This is a genomic window from Mycolicibacterium chengduense (genome assembly GCF_033741155.1).
Taxonomy (GTDB): domain Bacteria; phylum Actinomycetota; class Actinomycetes; order Mycobacteriales; family Mycobacteriaceae; genus Mycobacterium.
The window spans coordinates 518,399-539,156 of the sequence record NZ_JAWQNH010000004.1 but is presented as its reverse complement, the minus strand read 5'-3'; the positions used below and the strand labels follow the sequence as shown (position 1 = coordinate 539,156).

General features: G+C 68.3%; 17 protein-coding genes. 15 read left to right on the top strand and 2 right to left on the bottom strand.

Annotated features, from left to right (window positions below; translation table 11 throughout):
• The first annotated feature begins 69 nt into the window (after positions 1-69).
• The 14 genes from SBI67_RS17655 (at position 70) to SBI67_RS17590 (ending at position 17,951) form a co-directional block, all read left to right on the top strand.
• Positions 70-684, top strand: coding sequence for a hypothetical protein (locus SBI67_RS17655; RefSeq protein WP_318981789.1), 615 nt, complete (start codon positions 70-72; stop codon positions 682-684).
• An 18-nt stretch (positions 685-702) separates the two neighbouring features.
• Positions 703-2,679, top strand: coding sequence for a prolyl oligopeptidase family serine peptidase (locus SBI67_RS17650; RefSeq protein WP_318981788.1), 1,977 nt, complete (start codon positions 703-705; stop codon positions 2,677-2,679).
• 10 nt (positions 2,680-2,689) lie between these two features.
• On the top strand, positions 2,690-3,943 hold the full coding sequence (locus tag SBI67_RS17645) for a saccharopine dehydrogenase family protein (protein WP_318981787.1): 1,254 nt from the start codon (positions 2,690-2,692) through the stop codon (positions 3,941-3,943).
• A 117-nt stretch (positions 3,944-4,060) separates the two neighbouring features.
• Positions 4,061-6,697, top strand: a complete 2,637-nt coding sequence (locus SBI67_RS17640) for a valine--tRNA ligase (protein WP_318981786.1) — start codon at positions 4,061-4,063, stop codon at positions 6,695-6,697.
• The gene (gene folC / locus SBI67_RS17635) at positions 6,694-8,100 is read left to right on the top strand and encodes a bifunctional tetrahydrofolate synthase/dihydrofolate synthase (protein ID WP_318981785.1); all 1,407 of its coding nucleotides are present in this window, start codon (positions 6,694-6,696) and stop codon (positions 8,098-8,100) included. Before SBI67_RS17640 ends, folC begins: the two co-directional genes overlap by 4 nt.
• Positions 8,097-8,486, top strand: a complete 390-nt coding sequence (locus SBI67_RS17630; protein ID WP_318981784.1) for a DUF4233 domain-containing protein — start codon at positions 8,097-8,099, stop codon at positions 8,484-8,486. The genes folC and SBI67_RS17630 overlap by 4 nt, the downstream gene beginning before the upstream one ends.
• Positions 8,487-8,523: 37 nt before the next feature.
• Entirely contained in the window at positions 8,524-8,943 is a 420-nt protein-coding gene (ndk, locus tag SBI67_RS17625; RefSeq protein WP_024452949.1) for a nucleoside-diphosphate kinase, read from the top strand.
• Positions 8,944-9,238: 295 nt separating this feature from the next.
• The gene (gene rne / locus SBI67_RS17620; RefSeq protein WP_318981783.1) at positions 9,239-12,346 is read left to right on the top strand and encodes a ribonuclease E; all 3,108 of its coding nucleotides are present in this window, start codon (positions 9,239-9,241) and stop codon (positions 12,344-12,346) included.
• A gap of 144 nt (positions 12,347-12,490) precedes the next feature.
• A complete protein-coding gene (gene rplU / locus SBI67_RS17615; RefSeq protein ID WP_024452951.1) occupies positions 12,491-12,814 on the top strand; it encodes a 50S ribosomal protein L21 in 324 nt (107 codons plus the stop codon).
• A gap of 15 nt (positions 12,815-12,829) precedes the next feature.
• Positions 12,830-13,096 carry a 50S ribosomal protein L27 gene (gene rpmA / locus SBI67_RS17610; RefSeq protein ID WP_024452952.1) on the top strand — a complete coding sequence of 89 codons (267 nt, stop codon included), beginning with the start codon at positions 12,830-12,832 and terminating at the stop codon, positions 13,094-13,096.
• A 90-nt stretch (positions 13,097-13,186) separates the two neighbouring features.
• Entirely contained in the window at positions 13,187-14,626 is a 1,440-nt protein-coding gene (obgE, locus tag SBI67_RS17605; protein ID WP_318981782.1) for a GTPase ObgE, read from the top strand.
• Positions 14,623-15,783 (top strand): glutamate 5-kinase, encoded by a 1,161-nt coding sequence (gene proB, locus SBI67_RS17600; protein WP_318981781.1) that lies wholly within the window; start codon positions 14,623-14,625, stop codon positions 15,781-15,783. The genes obgE and proB overlap by 4 nt, the downstream gene beginning before the upstream one ends.
• Positions 15,784-15,963: 180 nt before the next feature.
• The gene (locus SBI67_RS17595) at positions 15,964-16,587 is read left to right on the top strand and encodes a PIG-L deacetylase family protein (RefSeq protein ID WP_318981780.1); all 624 of its coding nucleotides are present in this window, start codon (positions 15,964-15,966) and stop codon (positions 16,585-16,587) included.
• 62 nt (positions 16,588-16,649) lie between these two features.
• Positions 16,650-17,951 (top strand): protoporphyrinogen/coproporphyrinogen oxidase, encoded by a 1,302-nt coding sequence (locus SBI67_RS17590; protein ID WP_318981779.1) that lies wholly within the window; start codon positions 16,650-16,652, stop codon positions 17,949-17,951.
• 1 nt (position 17,952) lies between these two features.
• On the opposite strand, the gene SBI67_RS17585 is transcribed toward SBI67_RS17590, so the two are convergent.
• The gene (locus SBI67_RS17585; protein WP_318981778.1) at positions 17,953-18,585 is read right to left on the bottom strand and encodes a TetR/AcrR family transcriptional regulator; all 633 of its coding nucleotides are present in this window, start codon (positions 18,583-18,585) and stop codon (positions 17,953-17,955) included.
• A 66-nt stretch (positions 18,586-18,651) separates the two neighbouring features.
• Between SBI67_RS17585 and SBI67_RS17580 the strand changes: the two genes are divergently transcribed.
• Entirely contained in the window at positions 18,652-19,923 is a 1,272-nt protein-coding gene (locus SBI67_RS17580) for a cytochrome P450 (RefSeq protein WP_318981777.1), read from the top strand.
• Here SBI67_RS17580 and SBI67_RS17575 read toward each other — a convergent pair.
• Positions 19,920-20,756, bottom strand: coding sequence for an SIR2 family NAD-dependent protein deacylase (locus SBI67_RS17575; RefSeq protein WP_318981776.1), 837 nt, complete (start codon positions 20,754-20,756; stop codon positions 19,920-19,922). The genes SBI67_RS17580 and SBI67_RS17575 overlap by 4 nt on opposite strands.
• Positions 20,757-20,758: the final 2 nt, after the last annotated feature.

Genomic DNA, 20,758 nt, shown 5'->3' with positions numbered 1-20,758 from the left:
CGCGTCTCTCACCCACGCTGGCGGAACCACCGCATGACCGCGCTGGCTCCCACCAGAGAAGAGAGATCGATGACTGCGTTACCCCTTCGATTCGGCCTGACCGCAGCCGTCCTGACCGTCACTGCGCTGAGCGGCTGCTCGGCGGTCACCGACATCCGCACGATCACCGACGCGGCCACGACGGCGGTGGAGCGTATCCAGCAGGGGACCGGGGCGCTGTCCGAATCGACAGGCAGTGTGCTCACCGTCGACGGTGTGAACAAGGCACTCGCGGCCATCTCCGCAGAGGTGGGAGCCGACCCCATGCAGGTGGTCGAGGTCAGCCTGATCCCGACGACGGTCACGGTCCAGGCCATCGATCCGCACGCGCCCACCGAATTGAACCAGTGGACCTACACCGCAGGACATGTCGGCGCTCCGCACCCGGTGGACTATGACGACGATACAGAAGCCCTGCGGCAGAACCTCTTTGACATCACCGCGGTGCCGGCCACGGCGATCATCGCCGCGGTCGACGGCGCCGTGGCCGCCAGCGGAATCGCCGACGGGAAGGTGCAGTCGGTGGTCGTCGACCGCAACCTGCCGTTCGACGACAACCTGCGCATCCTCATCAACGTCGCAGGCGACCGAAGCACCAAGCAGGTGCGCGCCGACAGCGCCGGGCAGATCACCGACGTCGTCTGAACCGGTTAGCGTGGCGGGATGACGACTCGCCACGCCTTCGGTGACCTCGACCGCTTCTTGGAACTGCCGAGGGTGGCCGGGCTGGCCGTCTCACCCGACGGCTCCCGGCTGGTCACCACCATCGCCGAGATCAACGACGACCACACCGAATTCGTCACGGCGATATGGGAGCTGGATCCGGCCGGACAGCGTGCCGCGCGGCGGCTGACGCGCGGAGCCAAAGGGGAAACGGCGCCGGCCTTCACCGCCGGTGGCGACCTGCTGTTCATCGCGGTGCGCCCTACGCCCGGCGACGACAAGCCTCCGGCGGCGCTGTGGCGGTTGCCGGCATCCGGCGGCGAGGCCGTCGAGCTGCTGACCCTGCCCGGAGGGATCGGTGCCGTTTACACCGCAGCCGCGGCCGACCGGGTCATCGTGACGGCGCCGCTGCTGCCCTCGGCGGTCACCGTGGCTGACGATGCGCGCCTGCGCAAGATACGCAAGGACAACCAGGTCTCGGCCATCCTGCACAGCAGGTATCCGGTGCGGTATTGGGACCACGACCTCGGACCCGATCACCCGCACCTGCTCGATGCGGCCGACTCTCGTAACCTCACCCCGTCGCCCGGTGCGGCGCTGCGCGAGGCCGGCGTCGCCGTCAGCCCCGACGGCACCTTCGTGGTGTCGTCCTGGCATGCTCCCGGGCCGGGCGCCTCGATTCGCGTTTCGCTGATGCGCGTCGACACCGCCACCGGGGCGCGGCAGGTGGTCGCCGAGGATCCGGAGGCCGATCTGGGTCATCCCGCCCTCTCACCCGACGGCCGGCGGCTGGCGTTCCTGCGTGAGACGGTGTCCACCCCGGATAGCGCGCCCCGAATCACGTTGTGCGTGATGACATTCGGCGAGCCGTGGACAGAGGTGAGCCGGGACTGGGATCGCTGGCCCGTCTCGGTCGGCTGGACAGCCGACGGGACGGGCCTCGTCGTCACCGCTGACGACAACGGCAGATGCCCCATCTTCGCGGTTGACCCGGACGGGGGCGCCGTCACCAGGCTGACCGAGGACGACTACAGCTACACCGACGTCCACAGCACATCCGGCGGAGTCGTCTACGCGCTGCGCCATTCGTACGCCGCACCGCCGCATCCGGTGCGCATCGACGCCGACGGGCAGGTGGTCGTGTTGCCCTGTGTCGACATCCCGCAGCTGCCAGGCGAATTGGACGAAGTCACCGCAACAACAGCCGATGGGATACGCGTCCGGTCCTGGCTGGTGCTGCCGGAAACCACCGAACCGGCGCCGCTGCTGTTGTGGGTGCACGGCGGCCCACTGGCCAGCTGGAACGCCTGGCACTGGCGGTGGAATCCGTGGTTGCTGGCGGCTGCGGGCTACGCCGTGCTGCTACCGGACCCGGCGTTGTCCACCGGATACGGACAGGACTTCATCCAGCGCGGCTGGGGCGCCTGGGGCGCGGCGCCCTACGCGGATCTGATGGCGGCCACCGACGCGGCCTGCGCACACCCGCGGGTGGACGCCGGACGGACAGCCGCCATGGGCGGATCCTTCGGCGGATACATGGCCAATTGGATCGCCGGACACACCGACCGGTTCGATGCGATTGTCACGCATGCCAGCCTGTGGGCACTCGACCAGTTCGGGCATACCACCGACGGCGCGTACTGGTGGGCGCGCGAGATGACCGAGCAGATGACACAACTCAATTCACCCCACCGGCACGTCGACCGGATCGGTACTCCGATGCTGGTGATCCACGGCGACAAGGACTATCGCGTGCCGGTCGGTGAGGCATTGCGGCTGTGGTACGAGCTGCTCACCGAGTCGGCGCTGCCGGCCGACGGCGACGGCGACAGCCCACACCGGTTTCTGTACTTCCCCACCGAAGGGCACTGGATCGCCGCGCCGCAGCACACCAAGATCTGGTACCAGGTGATCCTGGCCTTTCTGGCCCGTCACGTTCTGGGTGAGGACGAACCCCTGCCCGAGGCACTCGGGTAGCTTCGGGCGCATGACCACGCAGCGGGAATTCGACCTCGTCCTCTACGGTGCCACCGGGTTCGCCGGCAAACTCACCGCGGAATACCTGGCCAAAGCCGGTGCGCCGGCCCGGATCGCGCTCGCCGGCCGGTCGGCCGAGAAGGTGCGTGCGGTGCGCGACACCCTCGGCGAGCCCGCACACGACTGGCCCATCATCGAGGCCGATACCAGCGCAGCGGCCTCGCTGGCGGCGATGGCCGCCCGCACCCAGGTGGTGGTCACCACGGTCGGGCCCTACACCCGCTACGGGCTGCCGCTGGTGGCAGCCTGTGTGGAAGCCGGCACCGACTACGCCGACCTGACCGGCGAGACCCCGTTCATCCGCGACAGCGCCCACCAATTCCACAAGCAGGCCGCCGACACCGGTGCCCGCATCGTGCACTCCTGCGGATTCGACTCCGTCCCTTCGGATCTCACCGTGTACGCGTTGTATCGCCGCGCCCGCGAGGACGGCACGGGCGAGCTCACCGACACCGATCTGGTGCTGCGCCGGTTCGCCGGCGGCGTCTCAGGTGGCACCGTCGCGTCGATGGTGGAGTTCTTCCGCACCGCCGCAAGCGATCCCGAGATCCGGCAGGCGATGCTCGACCCCTACACGCTGAGCACCGACCGTGCCGCCGAACCCGAGCTCGGCCACCAGTCGGATACGCCATGGCGTCGCGGTGCCCAGATCGCACCGGAACTGGCCGGGCTCTGGACAGGTGCGTTCGCCATGGCGGCACCCAACTCGCGAATAGTGCGCCGCAGCAACGCGCTGCTGGACTGGGCGTACGGCCGGAAGTTCCGCTACGGCGAGCACATGAGCACCGGATCGTCCGTCCTGGCGCCCGTGGCGTCGGCGCTGGACACGGCGGTCAACGCCGCGGCCATCGGACTCGGGATGAAGTACCTCGACAAGGTGCCTGCGGCGCTGCTGGAGCGGATCACCCCCAAACCTGGTAGCGGGCCCAGCGAACGCACCCGGGACAAGGGGCATTACCGCATCGAGACCTACACCACCACGACCGGTGGCGCCCGCTACCGCGCCGTCATCGCCCAGCAGGGTGACCCCGGCTACAAGGCCACCGCCGTGCTGCTGGGTGAGAGCGGATTGGCCCTGGCCCTCGACCGCGACCGGCTCTCCGACCTGCGCGGCGTGCTCACCCCGGCGGCGGCGATGGGTGAGGCGTTGCTCACCCGGCTACCGGCGGCCGGTGTGACGTTGGAGACCACCCGACTGAACTGAACGCCTCAGTTCCGAGCACCGATATCGTCGGCCGTCGCGCGGGTGCCAGAAATCTCCACACAGCACCGGGAACGGGGGCTTGTTCGGGCACGCGTGCGGTTTCCTTAGAATCGAGCGGTGACTGCCAGCCCTTCCTCGCGCGCCGATGCCCTGCCCAAGTCCTGGGAGCCGGGTGCGGTAGAGAGCGAGCTGTACCAGGGCTGGGTCGACGCCGGCTACTTCACCGCCGATCCGTCGAGCACCAAGCCGCCGTACTCGATCGTGCTGCCGCCGCCCAACGTGACGGGCAGCCTGCACATGGGCCACGCCCTGGACCACACCCTGATGGACGCCCTGACCCGGCGCAAGCGCATGCAGGGCTACGAGGTGCTGTGGTTGCCCGGCATGGATCACGCCGGCATCGCCACCCAATCGGTGGTGGAAAAGCAGCTCGCCGTCGACGGAAAGACCAAAGAGGACTTCGGGCGCGAACTGTTCATCGAGAAGGTGTGGGACTGGAAGCGCGAATCCGGCGGCACCATCGGCGGGCAGATGCGCCGGCTCGGCGACGGGGTGGACTGGAGCCGTGACCGCTTCACCATGGACGAGGGCCTGTCCCGCGCCGTCCGCACCATCTTCAAGCGGCTCTACGACGCCGGGCTGATCTACCAGGCGGAGCGGCTGGTGAACTGGTCGCCGGTGCTGCGAACCGCGATCAGCGATCTCGAGGTCAAGTACGAGGACGTCGAGGGCGAGCTGGTCTCCTTCCGGTACGGCTCCATGGACGACACGCAGCCGCATATCGTGGTGGCCACCACCCGGCTGGAGACCATGCTCGGCGACACCGCCATCGCGGTGCATCCCGACGACGAGCGCTACCGCGCCCTGGTCGGCACGACCCTGCCGCACCCCTTCCTCGACCGCGATATCGTCATCGTCGCCGACGAGCACGTCGACCCCGAATTCGGGACCGGCGCAGTCAAAGTCACGCCCGCGCACGACCCGAACGACTTCGAGATCGGCGTCCGGCACAACCTGCCGATGCCCTCGATCCTCGACATCACCGGTGCGATCACCGGCACCGGAACGCAATTCGACGGAATGGACCGGTTCGAGGCGCGGGTGGCGGTGCGCGAGGCGCTGGCCGCGCAGGGCCGCATCGTCGCCGAGAAACGGCCCTACCTGCACAGCGTCGGGCATTCCGAGCGCAGCGGCGAACCCATCGAGCCGCGGCTGAGCCTGCAGTGGTGGGTCAAGGTCGAATCGCTGGCCAAGGCCGCCGGTGACGCCGTGCGCGATGGTGACACCGTCATCCACCCGGCCAGCCTGGAACCGCGCTGGTTCGCCTGGGTGGACAACATGCACGACTGGTGTATCTCGCGCCAGCTGTGGTGGGGGCACCGCATCCCGATCTGGCACGGACCCGACGGTCAGCAGGTGTGCCTGGGTCCCGACGAGACCCCGCCGGAGGGCTGGGAGCAGGACCCCGACGTGCTCGACACCTGGTTCTCCTCGGCGCTGTGGCCGTTCTCCACGATGGGCTGGCCCGAGCGCACCCCGGAGCTGGAGAAGTTCTATCCGACCAGCGTGCTGGTCACCGGCTACGACATCCTGTTCTTCTGGGTGGCCCGGATGATGATGTTCGGCACCTTCGTCGCCGGTGACGACGCGATCGGTGCCGGTTCCGTGCCGTTCCGGAATGTGTTCCTGCACGGCCTGATTCGCGACGAATTCGGCCGCAAGATGAGCAAGTCCAAGGGCAACGGCATCGACCCGCTGGACTGGGTGGAGAAGTTCGGTGCCGACGCGCTGCGCTTCACCCTGGCTCGTGGGGCCAGCCCCGGCGGTGACCTGTCCATCGGTGAAGACCATGCCCGCGCGTCACGTAACTTCGCCACCAAGCTGTTCAACGCCACCAAGTTCGCCCTCATGAACGGCGCCGCACCGGCCCCGCTGCCGGCGGCCGGTGAACTGACCGACGCCGACCGCTGGATCCTGGGCCGGCTCGATGAGGTGCGCGCCGAGGCGGACGCGGCGTTCGAGAGCTACGAGTTCAGCCGCGCCTGCGAGGCGCTGTACCACTTCGCCTGGGACGAGTTCTGCGACTGGTATGTCGAGCTTGCGAAAGTCCAGATTTCCCAGGGGCTTTCGCACACCACAGCAGTGCTCGCCGCGGTGCTGGACACCCTGCTCAAACTGCTGCACCCGGTGATGCCGTTCGTCACCGAGACGCTGTGGAAGACGCTCACCGGCGGTGAGTCGATCGTCGTCGCCGACTGGCCCGAGCCATCGGGCTTCGCCCCGGATGCGGTCGCCACCCGGCGCATCACCGATATGCAGAAGCTGGTCACCGAGGTGCGCCGGTTCCGCAGCGACCAGGGCCTGGCCGACCGGCAGCGGGTGCCGGCCCGGCTCAGCGGCCTGAACACCGCCGACGTGGAATCACAACTGCCCGCGGTCACCGCGCTGGCCTGGCTCACCGAACCGGCCGACGGGTTCAGCGCGTCGGCATCGGTCGAGGTGCGCCTGACCGAGGGCACCGTGGTGGTCGAGGTGGACACCTCCGGCACCGTCGACGTCGCCGCTGAACGGCGCCGTCTGGAGAAGGACCTGGCCGCGGCGGAGAAGGAATTGGCACAAACCACAGGCAAACTCGGCAACGCCGAGTTCCTCGCCAAGGCGCCCGAGGCCGTCGTCGACAAGATCAAGGGCCGCCGTCAGCTGGCCCAGGAAGAGGTCGAGCGCATCACGGCGCGGCTCGCCGGGTTGCGATGAGCAATCCGGAGCCCACCCCGGACGAGATCGCGGCGCTGCTGCAGGTCGAGCACCTGCTCGACCAGCGGTGGCCGGAAACCAAGATCGAGCCGAGCACCGCGCGCGTCGAGGCGCTGCTGGAACTGCTGGGTTCACCGCAGCGCAGCTACCCGTCCATCCACATCGCCGGCACCAACGGCAAGACGTCGGTTGCTCGGATGGTCGATGCCCTGCTGACCGCGCTGCACCGGCGCACCGGGCGGACCACCAGTCCGCACCTGCAATCGGCCGTCGAGCGTATCTCCATCGACGGAAAGCCCATCAGCCCAGCGCAATACGTCGCCACCTACCGTGAGATCGAACCGTTCGTCGAACTCGTCGACGCGCAATCCGAAGCGGCCGGCGGGCCGAAGATGAGCAAGTTCGAGGTGCTCACCGTGATGGCGTTCGCGGCCTTCGCCGATGCCCCCGTCGACGTCGCGGTGGTCGAAACCGGCCTCGGCGGCCGGTGGGACGCCACCAACGTGGTCAACGCGCCGGTGGCCGTCATCACCCCGATCGGGATGGACCACACCGAGTTTCTGGGCGACACCATCGCCCAGATCGCGGGCGAGAAGGCCGGCATCATCACCAAACAGGTCGATGACCTGGTGCCCACCGACACCGTCGCGGTGATCGGCCGCCAGCCGCCGGAGGCGATGGAGGTGCTGCTGGCCCAAGCCGTCACGGCCGACGCCGCGGTGGCCCGGGAGGATTCGGAGTTCACGGTGCTCAGCCGCCAGATCGCCATCGGCGGTCAGGTGTTGTCCCTGCAGGGGCTCGGCGGGACGTACGACGACATCTTCCTGCCGTTGCACGGCGAGCATCAGGCGCACAACGCCGTTCTCGCCCTGGCGGCGGTCGAGGCGTTCTTCGGGGCCGGCGCGCACCGCCAACTCGACGTCGACGCCGTCCGCGCGGGATTCGCTGCCGCGGCCAGTCCTGGCCGGCTGGAGCGGGTGCGCAACGCGCCAACGGTCTTCCTGGACGCCGCGCACAACCCGGCCGGTGCCGCGGCGCTGACCGCCGCGCTGGCCGAGGAGTTCGACTTCCGCTATCTCGTCGGCGTGGTGTCGGTGATGGGGGACAAGGACGTCGACGGCATCCTGACGGCGCTGGAACCCGCATTCGACCAGATCGTCGTCACTCACAACGGTTCGCCGCGCGCCATGAGCGTCGAGGAGCTGGCGCTGCGCGCCGAGGAACGGTTCGGCCAGGAGCGCGTCATCAGCGCCGCGACCCTGCCCGATGCCATCGAGACAGCCATCGCGACGGTGGAGGACTCCGCCGGCGGGGAGGGTCTTTCCGGCAGCGGCATCGTCATCACCGGCTCGGTGGTGACGGCGGGCGCCGCACGGACCTTGTTCGGGCGGGATCCGGCATGAGCGCCCCCGATCCCTGGAAGAGCTTCCGTGGCGTGATGGCCGGCACGCTGATCTTGGAGGCCATCGTCGTGCTGCTGGCGCTGCCGGTGGTGTCGGTCGGCACCGGCGGCCTGACCTGGCGTTCCGGCGGCTTCCTGATCGGCATGGCGGTGTTGCTGGTGCTGCTGTCGGGTATGCAGGGTCGACCCGGTGCCATCTGGATCAATCTCGGCGTGCAGCTGGTGTTCGTCGGCGGGGCGTTGATCCACTGGGGCATCGGCTTCATCGGGGTGCTCTTCGCCTTGGTCTGGGTGTTGTTGATCTTCTTGCGCGGCGAGGTCAAACGCCGCCAAGAACGCGGCCTCTTGCCTGGTCAAAACCCCCGCGGCGATGGCGGCGAGGACTGATTTCTCGGATCGGTTACCGACCGGTACGCTGTCCGCCGTGACTGAGCGCACCCTTGTTCTGATCAAGCCCGACGGCGTCCAACGGCACCTGATCGGTGAGATTGTCAGCCGGATCGAGCGCAAGGGCCTGACGTTCGCGGCTCTGGAACTCAAGGTCGTCAGCGACGAGCTGGCCCGCCAGCATTACGCCGAGCATGACGGCAAGCCGTTCTTCGGCTCGTTGCTGGAGTTCATCACCTCTGGCCCCGTGGTGGCTGCCGTGGTCGAGGGACCGCGCGCGATCGCCGCGTTCCGTCAGATCGCCGGCGGCACGGATCCGGTGGAGAAGGCCACGCCAGGCACCATCCGTGGCGACCTGGCCTTGGTCACCCAGGACAACCTGGTGCACGGCTCGGATTCGCCGGAGTCGGCGGCCCGGGAAATCGCCCTCTGGTTCCCGGGCTTGGCAGGCGCTTAGCTCGCGGTTCGGCCGCTTCGTCAGATTCCGGCCCGCGGTATGGGATACTGGCGGTGGGAGACCGGCGCCACAACGGGGCCGGCCTCTCGGATGAAGACTTCGACGAGCGCGACCATCGCCACCAAGCGGTGTGGCGCCGACCGTCCAGCCATCATTCAGCCAGGCACCGAGTGGGTTCATCCAGAACCGCTCGGGGCGAGACCATGACAAGTCCGGGGGAAGTGTCCCGGATCCATAGCGGAAGCCCTCGCGTGGCCGCGTCGAACTGACGCGCCCGGGGGCTTGAGGAGAATACGTGGCCGAAGATGCCCATACCCAAGACCTTTCCCAACCTGCGCAGCACGAGGAACTGCCGGCGAAGCTGAGAGTCCATTCGCTGGCCCGCGTGCTCGGCACCACCAGCAAGCGCATCGTCGACGTGCTCGCCGAACTGGACGGCCGCGCGCGCAGCCCCCACTCCACGGTCGACAAGGCCGAGGCCGAGCGTGTCCGCGATGTGCTGACCGCGGCCGAGGCGGCCGAGAACGAGCCACCCGTACCCACCGGGTCGGTCGAGCCCGCCGAGGTGGCCGAAGCGGTCGACGTGCTGACCGCCGAGGTCACCGAGACCACCGCAGCCGTCGACTCTCAGCCCGACGAGCCGCCGGTCCCCACCGGATCGGTCGAGCCGTCCGAGGTGGCCGAGGCCGTCGAGGTGGTGACCGCCGAGCCCGAATCCCGGCTGCTGCTGGAAACCCCCCACGCGTTCGAACTCGAGGTCGCCAGCGAGCTCAGCCCGCGTGCCGACGTCGAGCCGGCGCCCTATCTGCCGCTGTTCGTCGCGCCGCAACCGGTCGAGTTCCAGCCGCGGGTGGCCGATGCCGACGAGAGCGACGACACCGATGAGGGCGACGACGCGGACGCCGATGTCGACGACGCCGAGGCCGACGGCGAGGATGGGCAGTCCGATCGACCGGCCGCCCGCCGGCGCCGGCGCGGACGCCGGGGCCGCGGCCGTGGCCGCGGTGAGCAGAACCCCGACGAGGCCGGTGAGGACGCCGACGCAGAGGGCGGTACGGACACCGGTGAGCAGGCCGGCGGCGACGATACCGACGACGCCGAGGACACCGATGACGACACCGGTGAAGAGGCGGGCAGCTCCGAGGGCGGCAGCCGCCGGCGACGCCGTCGGCGGAGGCGCAAGACCGGCAATGGCGACAACGGTGATTCCGAGGAGGGCTCGCCCGACGATCCGCCGAACACCGTGGTGCACGAGCGGGCGCCGCGGGAACGGTCCGGTAAGTCCGGTAAGGAATCGGACGAGATCCAGGGCATCAGCGGGTCGACGCGGCTGGAGGCCAAGCGGCAGCGCCGCCGCGACGGCCGTGATGCCGGCCGCCGGCGTCCGCCCATCCTGAGCGAGGCCGAATTCCTGGCCCGCCGCGAGGCGGTCGAGCGCACGATGATCGTGCGGGACAAGATCCGCACCGAGCCGCCGCACGAGGGTGCCCGCTACACCCAGATCGCGGTGCTCGAAGACGGGGTCGTGGTCGAGCACTTCGTGACCTCGGCGGCATCGGCATCGCTCGTCGGCAACATCTACCTGGGCATCGTGCAGAACGTGCTGCCCTCGATGGAAGCCGCTTTCGTCGATATCGGGCGCGGCCGCAACGGCGTGCTCTACGCCGGCGAGGTCAACTGGGAAGCCGCGGGCCTCGGGGGCAACAACCGCAAGATCGAGCAGGCGCTCAAACCGGGCGACTACGTCGTCGTGCAGGTCAGCAAGGATCCGGTCGGGCACAAGGGTGCCCGCCTCACCACGCAGATCTCGCTGGCCGGGCGGTACCTGGTGTACGTGCCGGGCGCCTCGTCGACCGGGATCAGCCGTAAGTTGCCCGACACCGAACGGCAGCGACTCAAGGAGATCCTGCGGGAGGTGGTGCCCGCCGGCGCCGGCGTGATCATCCGCACGGCATCCGAGGGTGTCAAAGAAGAGGACATCCGCGCGGACGTCGAGCGTCTGCAGCAGCGCTGGACCGAGATCGAGGCCAGGGCTGCCGAGACCACCCAGAAGAAGGCCGGCGCCGCGATCGCGCTCTACGAAGAGCCCGATGTGCTGGTCAAGGTGATCCGCGACCTGTTCAACGAGGACTTCTCCGGCTTGATCGTGTCCGGCGACGAGGCCTGGAACACCATCAACGGCTACGTGAACTCGGTGGCTCCCGAACTGGTTTCGCGGATGACCAAATACGAGCCCAGTACGCCGGACGGCCCGGACGTGTTCGCGGTGCACCGCATCGACGAGCAGCTGGCCAAGGCCCTGGACCGCAAGGTGTGGCTACCGTCCGGCGGCACGCTGGTGATCGACCGCACCGAAGCGATGACGGTCGTGGACGTCAACACCGGCAAGTTCACCGGCGCCGGCGGCAACCTCGAGCAGACGGTCACCAAGAACAACCTCGAGGCGGCCGAGGAGATCGTCCGCCAGCTGCGGCTGCGCGATATCGGCGGCATCGTGGTCATCGACTTCATCGACATGGTGCTGGAGTCCAACCGCGATCTGGTGCTGCGGCGACTCACCGAGGCGCTGGCCCGCGATCGCACCCGGCACCAGGTGTCGGAGGTGACCTCGCTGGGCCTGGTTCAGCTGACCCGCAAGCGACTGGGCACCGGCCTCGTCGAGGCCTTCTCGACCACGTGCACGCATTGCGCGGGCCGGGGCATCGTCCTGCATGTCGACCCGGTGGACACCGCGCAGGCGGTGGCCCGCAAGGCCGAGTCCGGCGGAGGCGCCGGTGGTGGCGGCGGTGGCGGACGGCGTGGGAAACGCGGCAAGAAGGCTGCCAAGCCCGAAGAGGTCCAGGTGGCGAAGGTGCCGGCGCACGCCGCCGGTGAGCACCCGATGTTCAAGGCGATGGCCGCGGCCAACGGCAAGCACGACGACGAGGACGCCGAGGCGTTCGACGATGACACCGTGGACGAGGGGACCGGCGAGGACGATGCCGAGACCATCACCGGGGCCGACGACGAGCTGACGGCGGCCGATGGCCCCGAGGATGCCAACGGCATCGACGACGACGTCGAAGACGAGTTCGACGACGACTCCGAGGACGACGACTCCGAGGACGACGCCGACGAAGACGAAGCCGACGACATCGACGAGGACATCGACGAAGACTCGGACGACGACGACGACGAGTTCGAGGACGACGAAGACGAGGACTCCGACGACGAGGACTCGGACGATGAGGACGAGTTCGAGGACGACGACTCCGAGGACGACGACACCGACGACGATGGCACCCCGGCTGAGCTGGGCGTCGTCGGCGACGAGCCGTCGGCCGAGGCGGTCACACCGGCGGGCCGGCGTCCCCGGCGCCGCGCGGCGGCCCGGCCGGCAGGCCCCCCTGGGGGCGCGGTTTGACCCTGTCCACGCTGCTCACGTACCCTTGACCAGTTGTCGCGAGGCTTGCAGCCGCGAAAGCTGGCTCAGTTCGCAAACAAGACCTGCACGTGCACCGTCACCGATTGCGCGCGCCCAGAAGAACGAAGTAGAGGAACACTAACGATGGCAGCCGATAACGCCACGTACGCAATCGTCAAGACCGGCGGCAAGCAGTACAAGGTCGCCGTCGGTGACGTGGTCAAGGTCGAGAAGATCGAGTCCGAGCCGGGTTCGTCCGTCTCGCTGCCCGTCGCCCTCGTCGTCAACGGCGCGAAGGTCACCACCTCGGCCGATGAGCTGGCCAAGGTCGCGGTCACCGGCGAGGTGCTCGAGCACACCAAGGGTCCCAAGATCCGCATCCACAAGTTCAAGAACAAGACCGGCTACCACAAGCGGCAGGGCCACCGTCAGCAGCTGACGGTCCTCAAGGTCACCGGAATCAAGTAGTAGGAGGCGAACGACATGGCACATAAGAAGGGCGCTTCCAGCTCGCGCAACGGTCGCGACTCCGCCGCCCAGCGACTCGGCGTCAAGCGGTTCGGTGGCCAGGTGGTCAAGGCCGGCGAGATCTTGGTGCGGCAGCGCGGCACCCACTTCCACCCCGGCGTGAACGTCGGCCGTGGCGGCGACGACACCCTGTTCGCCACCGCCCCCGGTGTTGTGGAGTTCGGCGCCAAGCGTGGCCGCCGCACCGTCAACATCGTGCGACCGTCGGTCCAGGAAGCCTAGTTTTTCGAGGACTTTCCGCGAAGGTGAAGCTGCTGCGAGTTCTCCAGACAGGACTCTCGGCAGCTTCACTTTTTCTAGGAAGGACCTGATATGCCCCGGTTCGTCGACCGCGTGGTCATCCACGCGCAGGCCGGTAATGGCGGCAACGGCTGCGCTTCGGTGCACCGCGAGAAGTTCAAACCCCTTGGCGGGCCCGACGGTGGGAACGGTGGCCGGGGCGGCAGCATCGTCCTGGTCGTCGACCCTCAGGTCCACACCCTGCTGGACTTCCATTTCCATCCACACGTCAGCGCGCCCTCGGGTAAGCAGGGCGCCGGCAGCAATCGGGACGGCGCGGCCGGAGACGATCTCGAGGTGCGGGTGCCCGACGGCACCGTCGTGCTCGACGAGCAAGGGCGGCTGCTGGCCGATTTGGTAGGCGCCGGAACGCGTTTCGAAGCGGCCGCCGGTGGCCGCGGCGGACTCGGCAACGCCGCGTTGGCTTCTCGGGCCCGGAAGGCGCCCGGCTTCGCGCTGCTGGGGGAGAAGGGCCAGACCCGCGAACTCACGCTGGAACTCAAAACGGTCGCCGACGTCGGCCTCGTGGGATTCCCGTCCGCCGGCAAATCGTCACTGGTGTCCGTGATCTCGGCGGCCAAACCCAAGATCGCCGACTATCCGTTCACGACGCTGGCGCCCAATCTCGGCGTGGTGTCGGCAGGGGATCATTCCTACACCGTCGCCGATGTCCCCGGTCTGATTCCGGGCGCGTCCCAGGGCCGCGGCCTCGGTCTGGACTTCCTGCGCCATATCGAACGGTGCGCGGTGCTGGTGCACGTGGTCGATTGCGCCACCATGGAGCCCGGCCGCGACCCCATCTCCGATATCGACGCGCTGGAAGCCGAACTGGCGGCCTATCAGCCGACGTTGCAGGGCGATAGCACCCTCGGCGATCTCGCCGACCGTCCGCGCGCCGTGGTGCTGAACAAGATCGACGTGCCCGATGCCAAGGAGCTGGCCGACTTCGTCCGCGAGGAAGTGGCCCAGAAGTACGGCTGGCCGGTCTACGAGATCTCGACGGTAAGCCGGGAAGGCTTGCGCCAGTTGACCTTTGCATTGTGGGAACTGGTCGCAGCGTATCGGGCCGCCCAGCCGGAGGTGGCGCCGCGGCGCCCGATCATCCGGCCGATCCCCGTCGACGAGACGGGCTTCACCGTCTCGGCGGACGGGCAGGGCGGGTTCATCGTCCGGGGCACCCGGCCCGAGCGCTGGATCGCCCAGACCAACTTCGACAACGACGAGGCCGTCGGCTATCTGGGTGATCGGCTGGCCCGCCTCGGCGTCGAAGACCAATTGCTCAAGCTGGGCGCGACACCCGGGTGTGCGGTCACCATCGGTGACGTCACCTTCGACTGGGAGCCGCAGACACCGGCCGGTATCGACACGCACCTGTCCGGACGTGGCACCGATATTCGACTGGAACAGACCGAGCGAGTGGGGGCCGACGAGCGTAAGGCGGCACGGAAGGCGCGCCGGGAGAGCGGCGAATGAGCGACGCTTGCGGAGCGAATCATGACTCGGGCGACGCATGCGGAGCGAATCATGACCGGAGCGCATACCGCGACGCGATCCGCACCGCGCGCAGCGTCGTCGTCAAGATCGGAACCACCGCGCTGACCGCGCCGACCGGGGTGTTCGACGCCTCCCGGCTGGCCAACCTCGCCGATGCCATCGAGGGTCGGATGAAGGCAGGCTCGGACGTGGTGATCGTGTCCTCGGGGGCCATCGCTGCCGGTATCGAACCGCTCGGTCTGACCAAGCGGCCGAAGGACCTGGCCACCAAGCAGGCCGCCGCCAGCGTCGGTCAGGTGGCCCTTGTCAATTCCTGGAGTGCCGCTTTCGGCCGCTACCACCGCACCGTCGGCCAGGTGCTGCTCACCGCGCATGACATCTCGATGCGGGTGCAGCACACCAACGCCCAACGGACGCTGGACCGGCTGCGTGCCCTGCATGCCGTGGCGATCGTCAACGAGAACGACACGGTGGCCACCAACGAGATCCGGTTCGGCGACAACGACCGGCTCTCGGCGTTGGTGGCGCACCTGGTGGGGGCGGACGCGCTGATCCTGCTCTCCGATATCGACGGCCTCTACGATTCCGACCCCCGCAAGGGACATGCCCGCTTCATCCCGGAGGTTGCCGCGCAAGGAGACCTCGACGGCGTGGTGGCCGGTGCCGGCAGCAGCCTTGGCACCGGGGGTATGGCATCCAAGCTGTCCTCGGCGCTGCTGGCCGCCGATGCCGGGGTACCGGTGCTGTTGGCGGCCGCGTCCGACGCTGCCGCCGCCCTCGACGACGCCTCGGTCGGCACGGTGTTCGCGCCGCGCCCGGAGCGGATGTCCGCCCGCAGGTTCTGGGTGCGCTATGCCGCCGAGTCGGCGGGTGCGTTGGACCTGGACGCCGGCGCGGTGCGCGCGGTGGTCAAGCAGCGGAGGTCATTGCTGCCTGCGGGTATCACCGCGGTAACCGGCAAATTTCATGGTGGCGATGTCGTCGATCTGCGCGGGCCCGACGCGCAAACCGTTGCCCGCGGGGTGGTGGCTTACGACGCGGTCGAATTGACCACGATGATGGGTCGATCGACCCATGACCTACCCGTCGAGCTGCGTCGGCCTGCGGTGCACGCCGATGACCTGGTGGCCACCTGACGCGTCGCGATCGTGCGACTTTCGCAAAATTTTGGGGCCGGTTTCCCGGTGTCTGCGCAGTTCGCGGGCCTGTGCGCGGTGAGGCCTGCCTATCATGGCGATGAGCTAATGTGCGCGAATCGCGGAAATTATGGTTATGCTGCCTAAATCCAGCGTTCAGCAAAGTGAAAGCCAGGGGGCATGGCGCGGCGATCGGTACTTGCAGTGGGGGCCCATCCCGACGATATCGAACTCGGGTGTGGCGGGGCGCTGGCAAAACACGTGGCAGCGGGTGACCACGTCACCATGCTGGTCGTGACGCGCGGCGAAGTCGGACCCGGCGACACCGCGCAACGGGTGGCCGAACAGCATCGCGCCGCCGAAGTATTGGGCGTCGACGAGTTGTTGTGGGGCGAGGGGTTCGCCGACTGCCGGGTGTCACTGCAGGAGTTCGAACTCGTGCACCTCATCGAGGACGCGATCGAAAAGGTGTCGGCGAACATCGTCTACACACACATGGCCAACGACAGCCACCAGGATCACCGGGTGGTGTCCCGGTGCACCATGGGCGCAGCGCGCTGGGTGTCGACGATCATGGCCTACGGCGGTCCGTCGGCGGTGGGGTTCAACCCGACCGTGTTCATCGACATCTCGGATTCCTTGGACAAGAAGGTCCAGGCGCTGATGTGCCATGTCTCGCAGGCCGAGGCCAGCGAGAAGGTCAGCGCGTCGTGGGTGCGCAGCACCGCGGAGCATTACGGATTCCTGTGCCGTCGGCCGTTCGCGGAGGGTTTCGAGCCGGTCCGCCAGGTCTTCGACTTCTGACGCGGTGTGTGGGGCGAGCGCAGCGACGGGGTTACGCACAGGGCGAGCGCAGCGACGGGGTTATGAATCGGCCTTTTCTCGTCATCGGCGCCGGCACCACCGGTATCGGGGCGGCGGTGCGGCTCACCGAACTGGGTATCGATCATCTGGTGGTCGACGCAGGTGATCGCATCGGCGGGATGTCCGCCTCGGTCACCGATGACCAGGGTTTCACCTGGGATCTCGGCGGTCACGTATTGCACAGCCATTTCGCCGAGTTCGACCAGGCGGTGCGGGCCAGTGGCGTCGGCATCAATCAGGTGCGCCGCAACGGCTGGGTGTGGCTCACCGGTGACGGACCGCAGAGCCTGGTGCCCACCCCGATCCAGCAGCAGCTCACCGAGTTGCCCACCGACCTGCGTCCGGACGCGCCGGTGCACCATCTCGCCGACTACTACCGCAACCACTTCGGAAGCTGGCTCTACGAAAGGTTTTTCGAGCCGTACAACCGCAAGATGTGGACGGCACCGCTCGATCAGATCGACCACAGCTGGACCTCGTTGCGCAGCGGTAGCCACACCCCGAACGTGCCGCGGCTGGCGTTGGCCGGGAGCACGTCGGCGGCGCCGGCCGAGACGTTTCCTTATCCACGCGGCGGCACGGGTGCACTGTGGCGGGCGGTGCAGCACACCCTGATGAAGCCGGGCTCGGTCCGGCTCAACACGGCGGTGCTCGGCCTGGACGCGGCCGCCCGGGTCGCCACCCTCGCCGACGGTTCCACGGTGTCTTACCAGTACTGCATCAGCACGGCGCCCATCACGACGGCGCTGGACTGGATCGGCCAGGCGCAGCGGGGCGCGGGTCTGCGCGCCAGCCGGTTGCACGCCGTCGGCCTGGGCTATCGGGGTGAGCCGCCGCCGGCCTTGGCCGACAAGACCTGGCTGTACTGCCCCGACGAGCGGGTGCCGTGGTACCGCGCGACGATGCTGAGCAACTACGACCCCGGTAATGCCGGGCCGGGACGCTGGAACGTGTTGTGCGAGGTGCCGTCGTTCGCCGATCGGGCCGACGCCGCGCAGGCGTCGGTCCAGGCGGTGCAGAGCTCGTTGGCCGCGCTGGGCGCCGACCCGGAGCTGGTGGTCAGCCGGTTCGCGCAGACCATCCCGCTCGGATATCCGGTGCCCACGCTCGGCCGCGATGAGGTGCTGCGCGCGGCCGATGTGATGCTGCGTGGGGTCGGCATCTACAGCCGCGGCCGATTCGGTGGCTGGCGGTACGAATCCTCGAATCAGGATTACGGGTATCTGCAGGGCCGTCAGGCCGTCGACAACGCGCTCACCGGTGCCGACGAGGACGTGTACTGGCACCCCGAGCGGTTCTCCTGAGTCACTCGATCTCCTTGAGATACAGTGCACCCCAGACGATTTCGGTGAGCGCGGTGGCCAGCTCGGCGTCGTAGGACGGCGGCCGTGACGGCAGGTTCTGATGGCAGCTGCGCTCCACCATCCAGGTCAGTGAACTGGCCGTGGCCGCCACCGGCAGCGTGCGGCGGATGGAGCCGTCGGCCTGGCCCTCGGTGATGATGCGGGCCACCTGGTCGGCGATCCCGGCGAGCAGTTCGCCGTAGGTGTCCCGGACGGCTGCGTCGTAACCGGCCATCTCGTTGAGCGCGACCAGGACGGGCTGGTGGCGGCGGTAGCTGGCGATGATGCCCGCCATCGCGGCGTGCACATCCGAGGGATCGCGCCGGCCCGCCACCTGCCACCACCGGCCGGCCGCCTCGGCGAGCTCGCCGAACACCTGAGTGGCCAGCCGGCGCAGCAGGTGGCCCTTGTCCTCGAAATAGATATAGAAGCTGGCGCGCGAGATGCCGGCCTCGGTGGCCAGTCGATCGACGCTCAATTCGGTGAAGCTGGTGCCGTCGGCCATCAGCCGGTCGGTGGCGTCCAGCAGGTCGCGTTCGATCTGCTGGCGCCGCTCTTGGCGTTTGGCCTGCGGTTTCCGTGTCACCGACGGCATGCCGCCAGGATATCGGCTCCGCACACGCCTTGACTAGACACACTGTCTAGATCTATCGTCAGCGCCATGACTGTGTCACCGATCACACCGCCTGCGACCGATCGTCCATACGATCCGATCGACCTGTCCTCGCGTGCGTTCTGGGCCACCACCGCCGCCGACCGGGAGGCGTCGTTCGCGGCCCTGCGGGCGTCGCGACCGGTCAGCTGGCATCCTCCGGTCGAGGACGCTCTGATGGAGGACCCGAACGACAAGGGCTTCTGGGCCGTCACTCGGCATGCCGACATCGTCACCGTCAGTCGTGACAGCGAGACCTTCCTGTCCGGCAAGGGCGTGTTGTTCGAGACGGTGCCCGAGGAATTGCTCGAGGCCTCGCAATCCTTCCTGGCCATGGACGCCCCGCGGCACACGTTGATCCGCAAGGTGGTTCATTCGGCCTTCACCCCGCGCCAGGTGGCACGCATCGAGTCGTCGATCAAGCACAACGCCAAGGTCATCGTCGAAGAACTGGTGGCCGCGGGCAGCGGGGTGGATTTCGTCGCGCACTGCGCCAAACAACTGCCGGTGCGCACCCTCTCCGACATGGTCGGGATCCCCGAATCCGAACGCGACCAGGTGGCCAATGCCGCAGACGCCCTGGTGTCCTGGGCGGACCCTGAGTATCTGGCCGGGCGCAACCCGCTTGAGGTGCTGCTGGAGAACCAGATGTATCTGCATCAGGTGGCCGGGGCGCTGGCGGCCGAACGGCGCGCCAATCCGGGCAACGATCTGATCAGCGCGTTGGTGCACGCCGAGGTCGACGGTGACCGGCTCACCGATTTCGAGGTGTCCGCGTTCTTCGTGCTGCTCGCCGTGGCCGGGAACGACACGACTCGTCAGACCGCCAGCCACGCGATCAAGGCGCTCACCGACTTCCCCGAGCAACGGGCCTGGCTCATGGACGACTTCGACGACCGGATCGGTACGGCGGTCGAGGAGTTCGTGCGGTGGGCCAGTCCGGTGATGACGTTCCGGCGCACCGCCGCCGTCGATGTCGAACTGGGCGGGCAGCGCATCGCCGCGGGGGAGAAGGTGGTGATGTTCTACGCCTCAGGAAACTGGGACACCGAGGTGTTCGACCGGCCGGAGGTCTTCAACCTGAGCCGTAAGCCCAACCAGCACTTGGGTTTCGGTGGCGGCGGCCGGCATTTCTGCCTCGGCGCGCACGTCGCCCGCACCCAGCTGCGGGCCCTGTTCGCCGAACTGCTCACCCAAGCGCCCGGCATCGCCGCCGGTGAACCCTCCTACGTGGCAGGCAATTTCGTGCACGCCGTCCGGTCCATGCCGTGTTCGTTCTAGGGTGCGGTGAGCGCCGTCGGCAACTCGGCGGCCAGCAGGGTCAGCAGCTCTGAGCAGCCGCCCTCGATCTTCACATCGGCCTGCGCGTCACCGCGGGTGGGGCCGCGGTTGATGATCGCGATCGGCATGCCCGCCGCGGCGGCATGCCGTACGAACCGGTATCCGGAGAACACCGTCAGCGACGACCCGGCCACCAGCAGCGCATCGGCCGCGTCGACCATCGAATAAGCCTCGGCCACGCGATCTTTCGGAACGCTCTCGCCGAAGTAGACGATATCGGGTTTCAACATGCCGCCGCAGCGCGGACAATCCAGATAACGAAAACTCGCGGTATCGGTGACCACGGCGTCGGCGTCCGGGGCCACCGCGATCCCGCCCACCCGCTCGACACGTTCGAGGAAACCCGGATTGAGCACTTCCAGCTCGTCGGCCAACGCGGCCCGCGACATGGTGAACCCGCACGACAGGCAGACCACTTGCGCATAAGTGCCGTGCAGGTTCACCACTCGGCGGCTGTCGGCCTTGGTGTGCAGCAGATCGACGTTCTGGGTGATCAGGCCCGTCACCACGCCGGCATCCTCCAGTGCGGCCAGCGCGCGGTGGCCGGCGTTGGGCCGGGTGTCGTCCATGTGCCGCCAGCCGACGTGGTTGCGCGCCCAGTACCGCTGGCGAAAGACCGGATCGGAGGTGAACTGGGCGATGGTCATCGGATTGCTCGGTGGCGAATCCGGTCCCCGGTAGTCCGGGATGCCGGAATCGGTGGACATTCCCGCGCCCGTCAGCACCGCCAACCGCAGTCCGGTGAGCGCAGAGACGAGTTCGGGGGCTTCCACCT

Excerpts from the sequence above, each read along its gene's own strand:
- SBI67_RS17655 (WP_318981789.1), top strand. The coding sequence starts at position 70 with ATGACTGCGTTACCCCTTCGATTCGGCCTGACCGCAGCCGTCCTGACC.
- SBI67_RS17650 (WP_318981788.1), top strand. The coding sequence starts at position 703 with ATGACGACTCGCCACGCCTTCGGTGACCTCGACCGCTTCTTGGAACTG.
- SBI67_RS17645 (WP_318981787.1), top strand. The coding sequence starts at position 2,690 with ATGACCACGCAGCGGGAATTCGACCTCGTCCTCTACGGTGCCACCGGG.
- folC (WP_318981785.1), top strand. The coding sequence starts at position 6,694 with ATGAGCAATCCGGAGCCCACCCCGGACGAGATCGCGGCGCTGCTGCAG.
- SBI67_RS17630 (WP_318981784.1), top strand. The coding sequence starts at position 8,097 with ATGAGCGCCCCCGATCCCTGGAAGAGCTTCCGTGGCGTGATGGCCGGC.
- rplU (WP_024452951.1), top strand. The coding sequence starts at position 12,491 with ATGGCAGCCGATAACGCCACGTACGCAATCGTCAAGACCGGCGGCAAG.
- rpmA (WP_024452952.1), top strand. The coding sequence starts at position 12,830 with ATGGCACATAAGAAGGGCGCTTCCAGCTCGCGCAACGGTCGCGACTCC.
- obgE (WP_318981782.1), top strand. The coding sequence starts at position 13,187 with ATGCCCCGGTTCGTCGACCGCGTGGTCATCCACGCGCAGGCCGGTAAT.
- proB (WP_318981781.1), top strand. The coding sequence starts at position 14,623 with ATGAGCGACGCTTGCGGAGCGAATCATGACTCGGGCGACGCATGCGGA.
- SBI67_RS17595 (WP_318981780.1), top strand. The coding sequence starts at position 15,964 with ATGGCGCGGCGATCGGTACTTGCAGTGGGGGCCCATCCCGACGATATC.
- SBI67_RS17590 (WP_318981779.1), top strand. The coding sequence starts at position 16,650 with ATGAATCGGCCTTTTCTCGTCATCGGCGCCGGCACCACCGGTATCGGG.
- SBI67_RS17585 (WP_318981778.1), bottom strand. The coding sequence starts at position 18,585 with ATGCCGTCGGTGACACGGAAACCGCAGGCCAAACGCCAAGAGCGGCGC.
- SBI67_RS17580 (WP_318981777.1), top strand. The coding sequence starts at position 18,652 with ATGACTGTGTCACCGATCACACCGCCTGCGACCGATCGTCCATACGAT.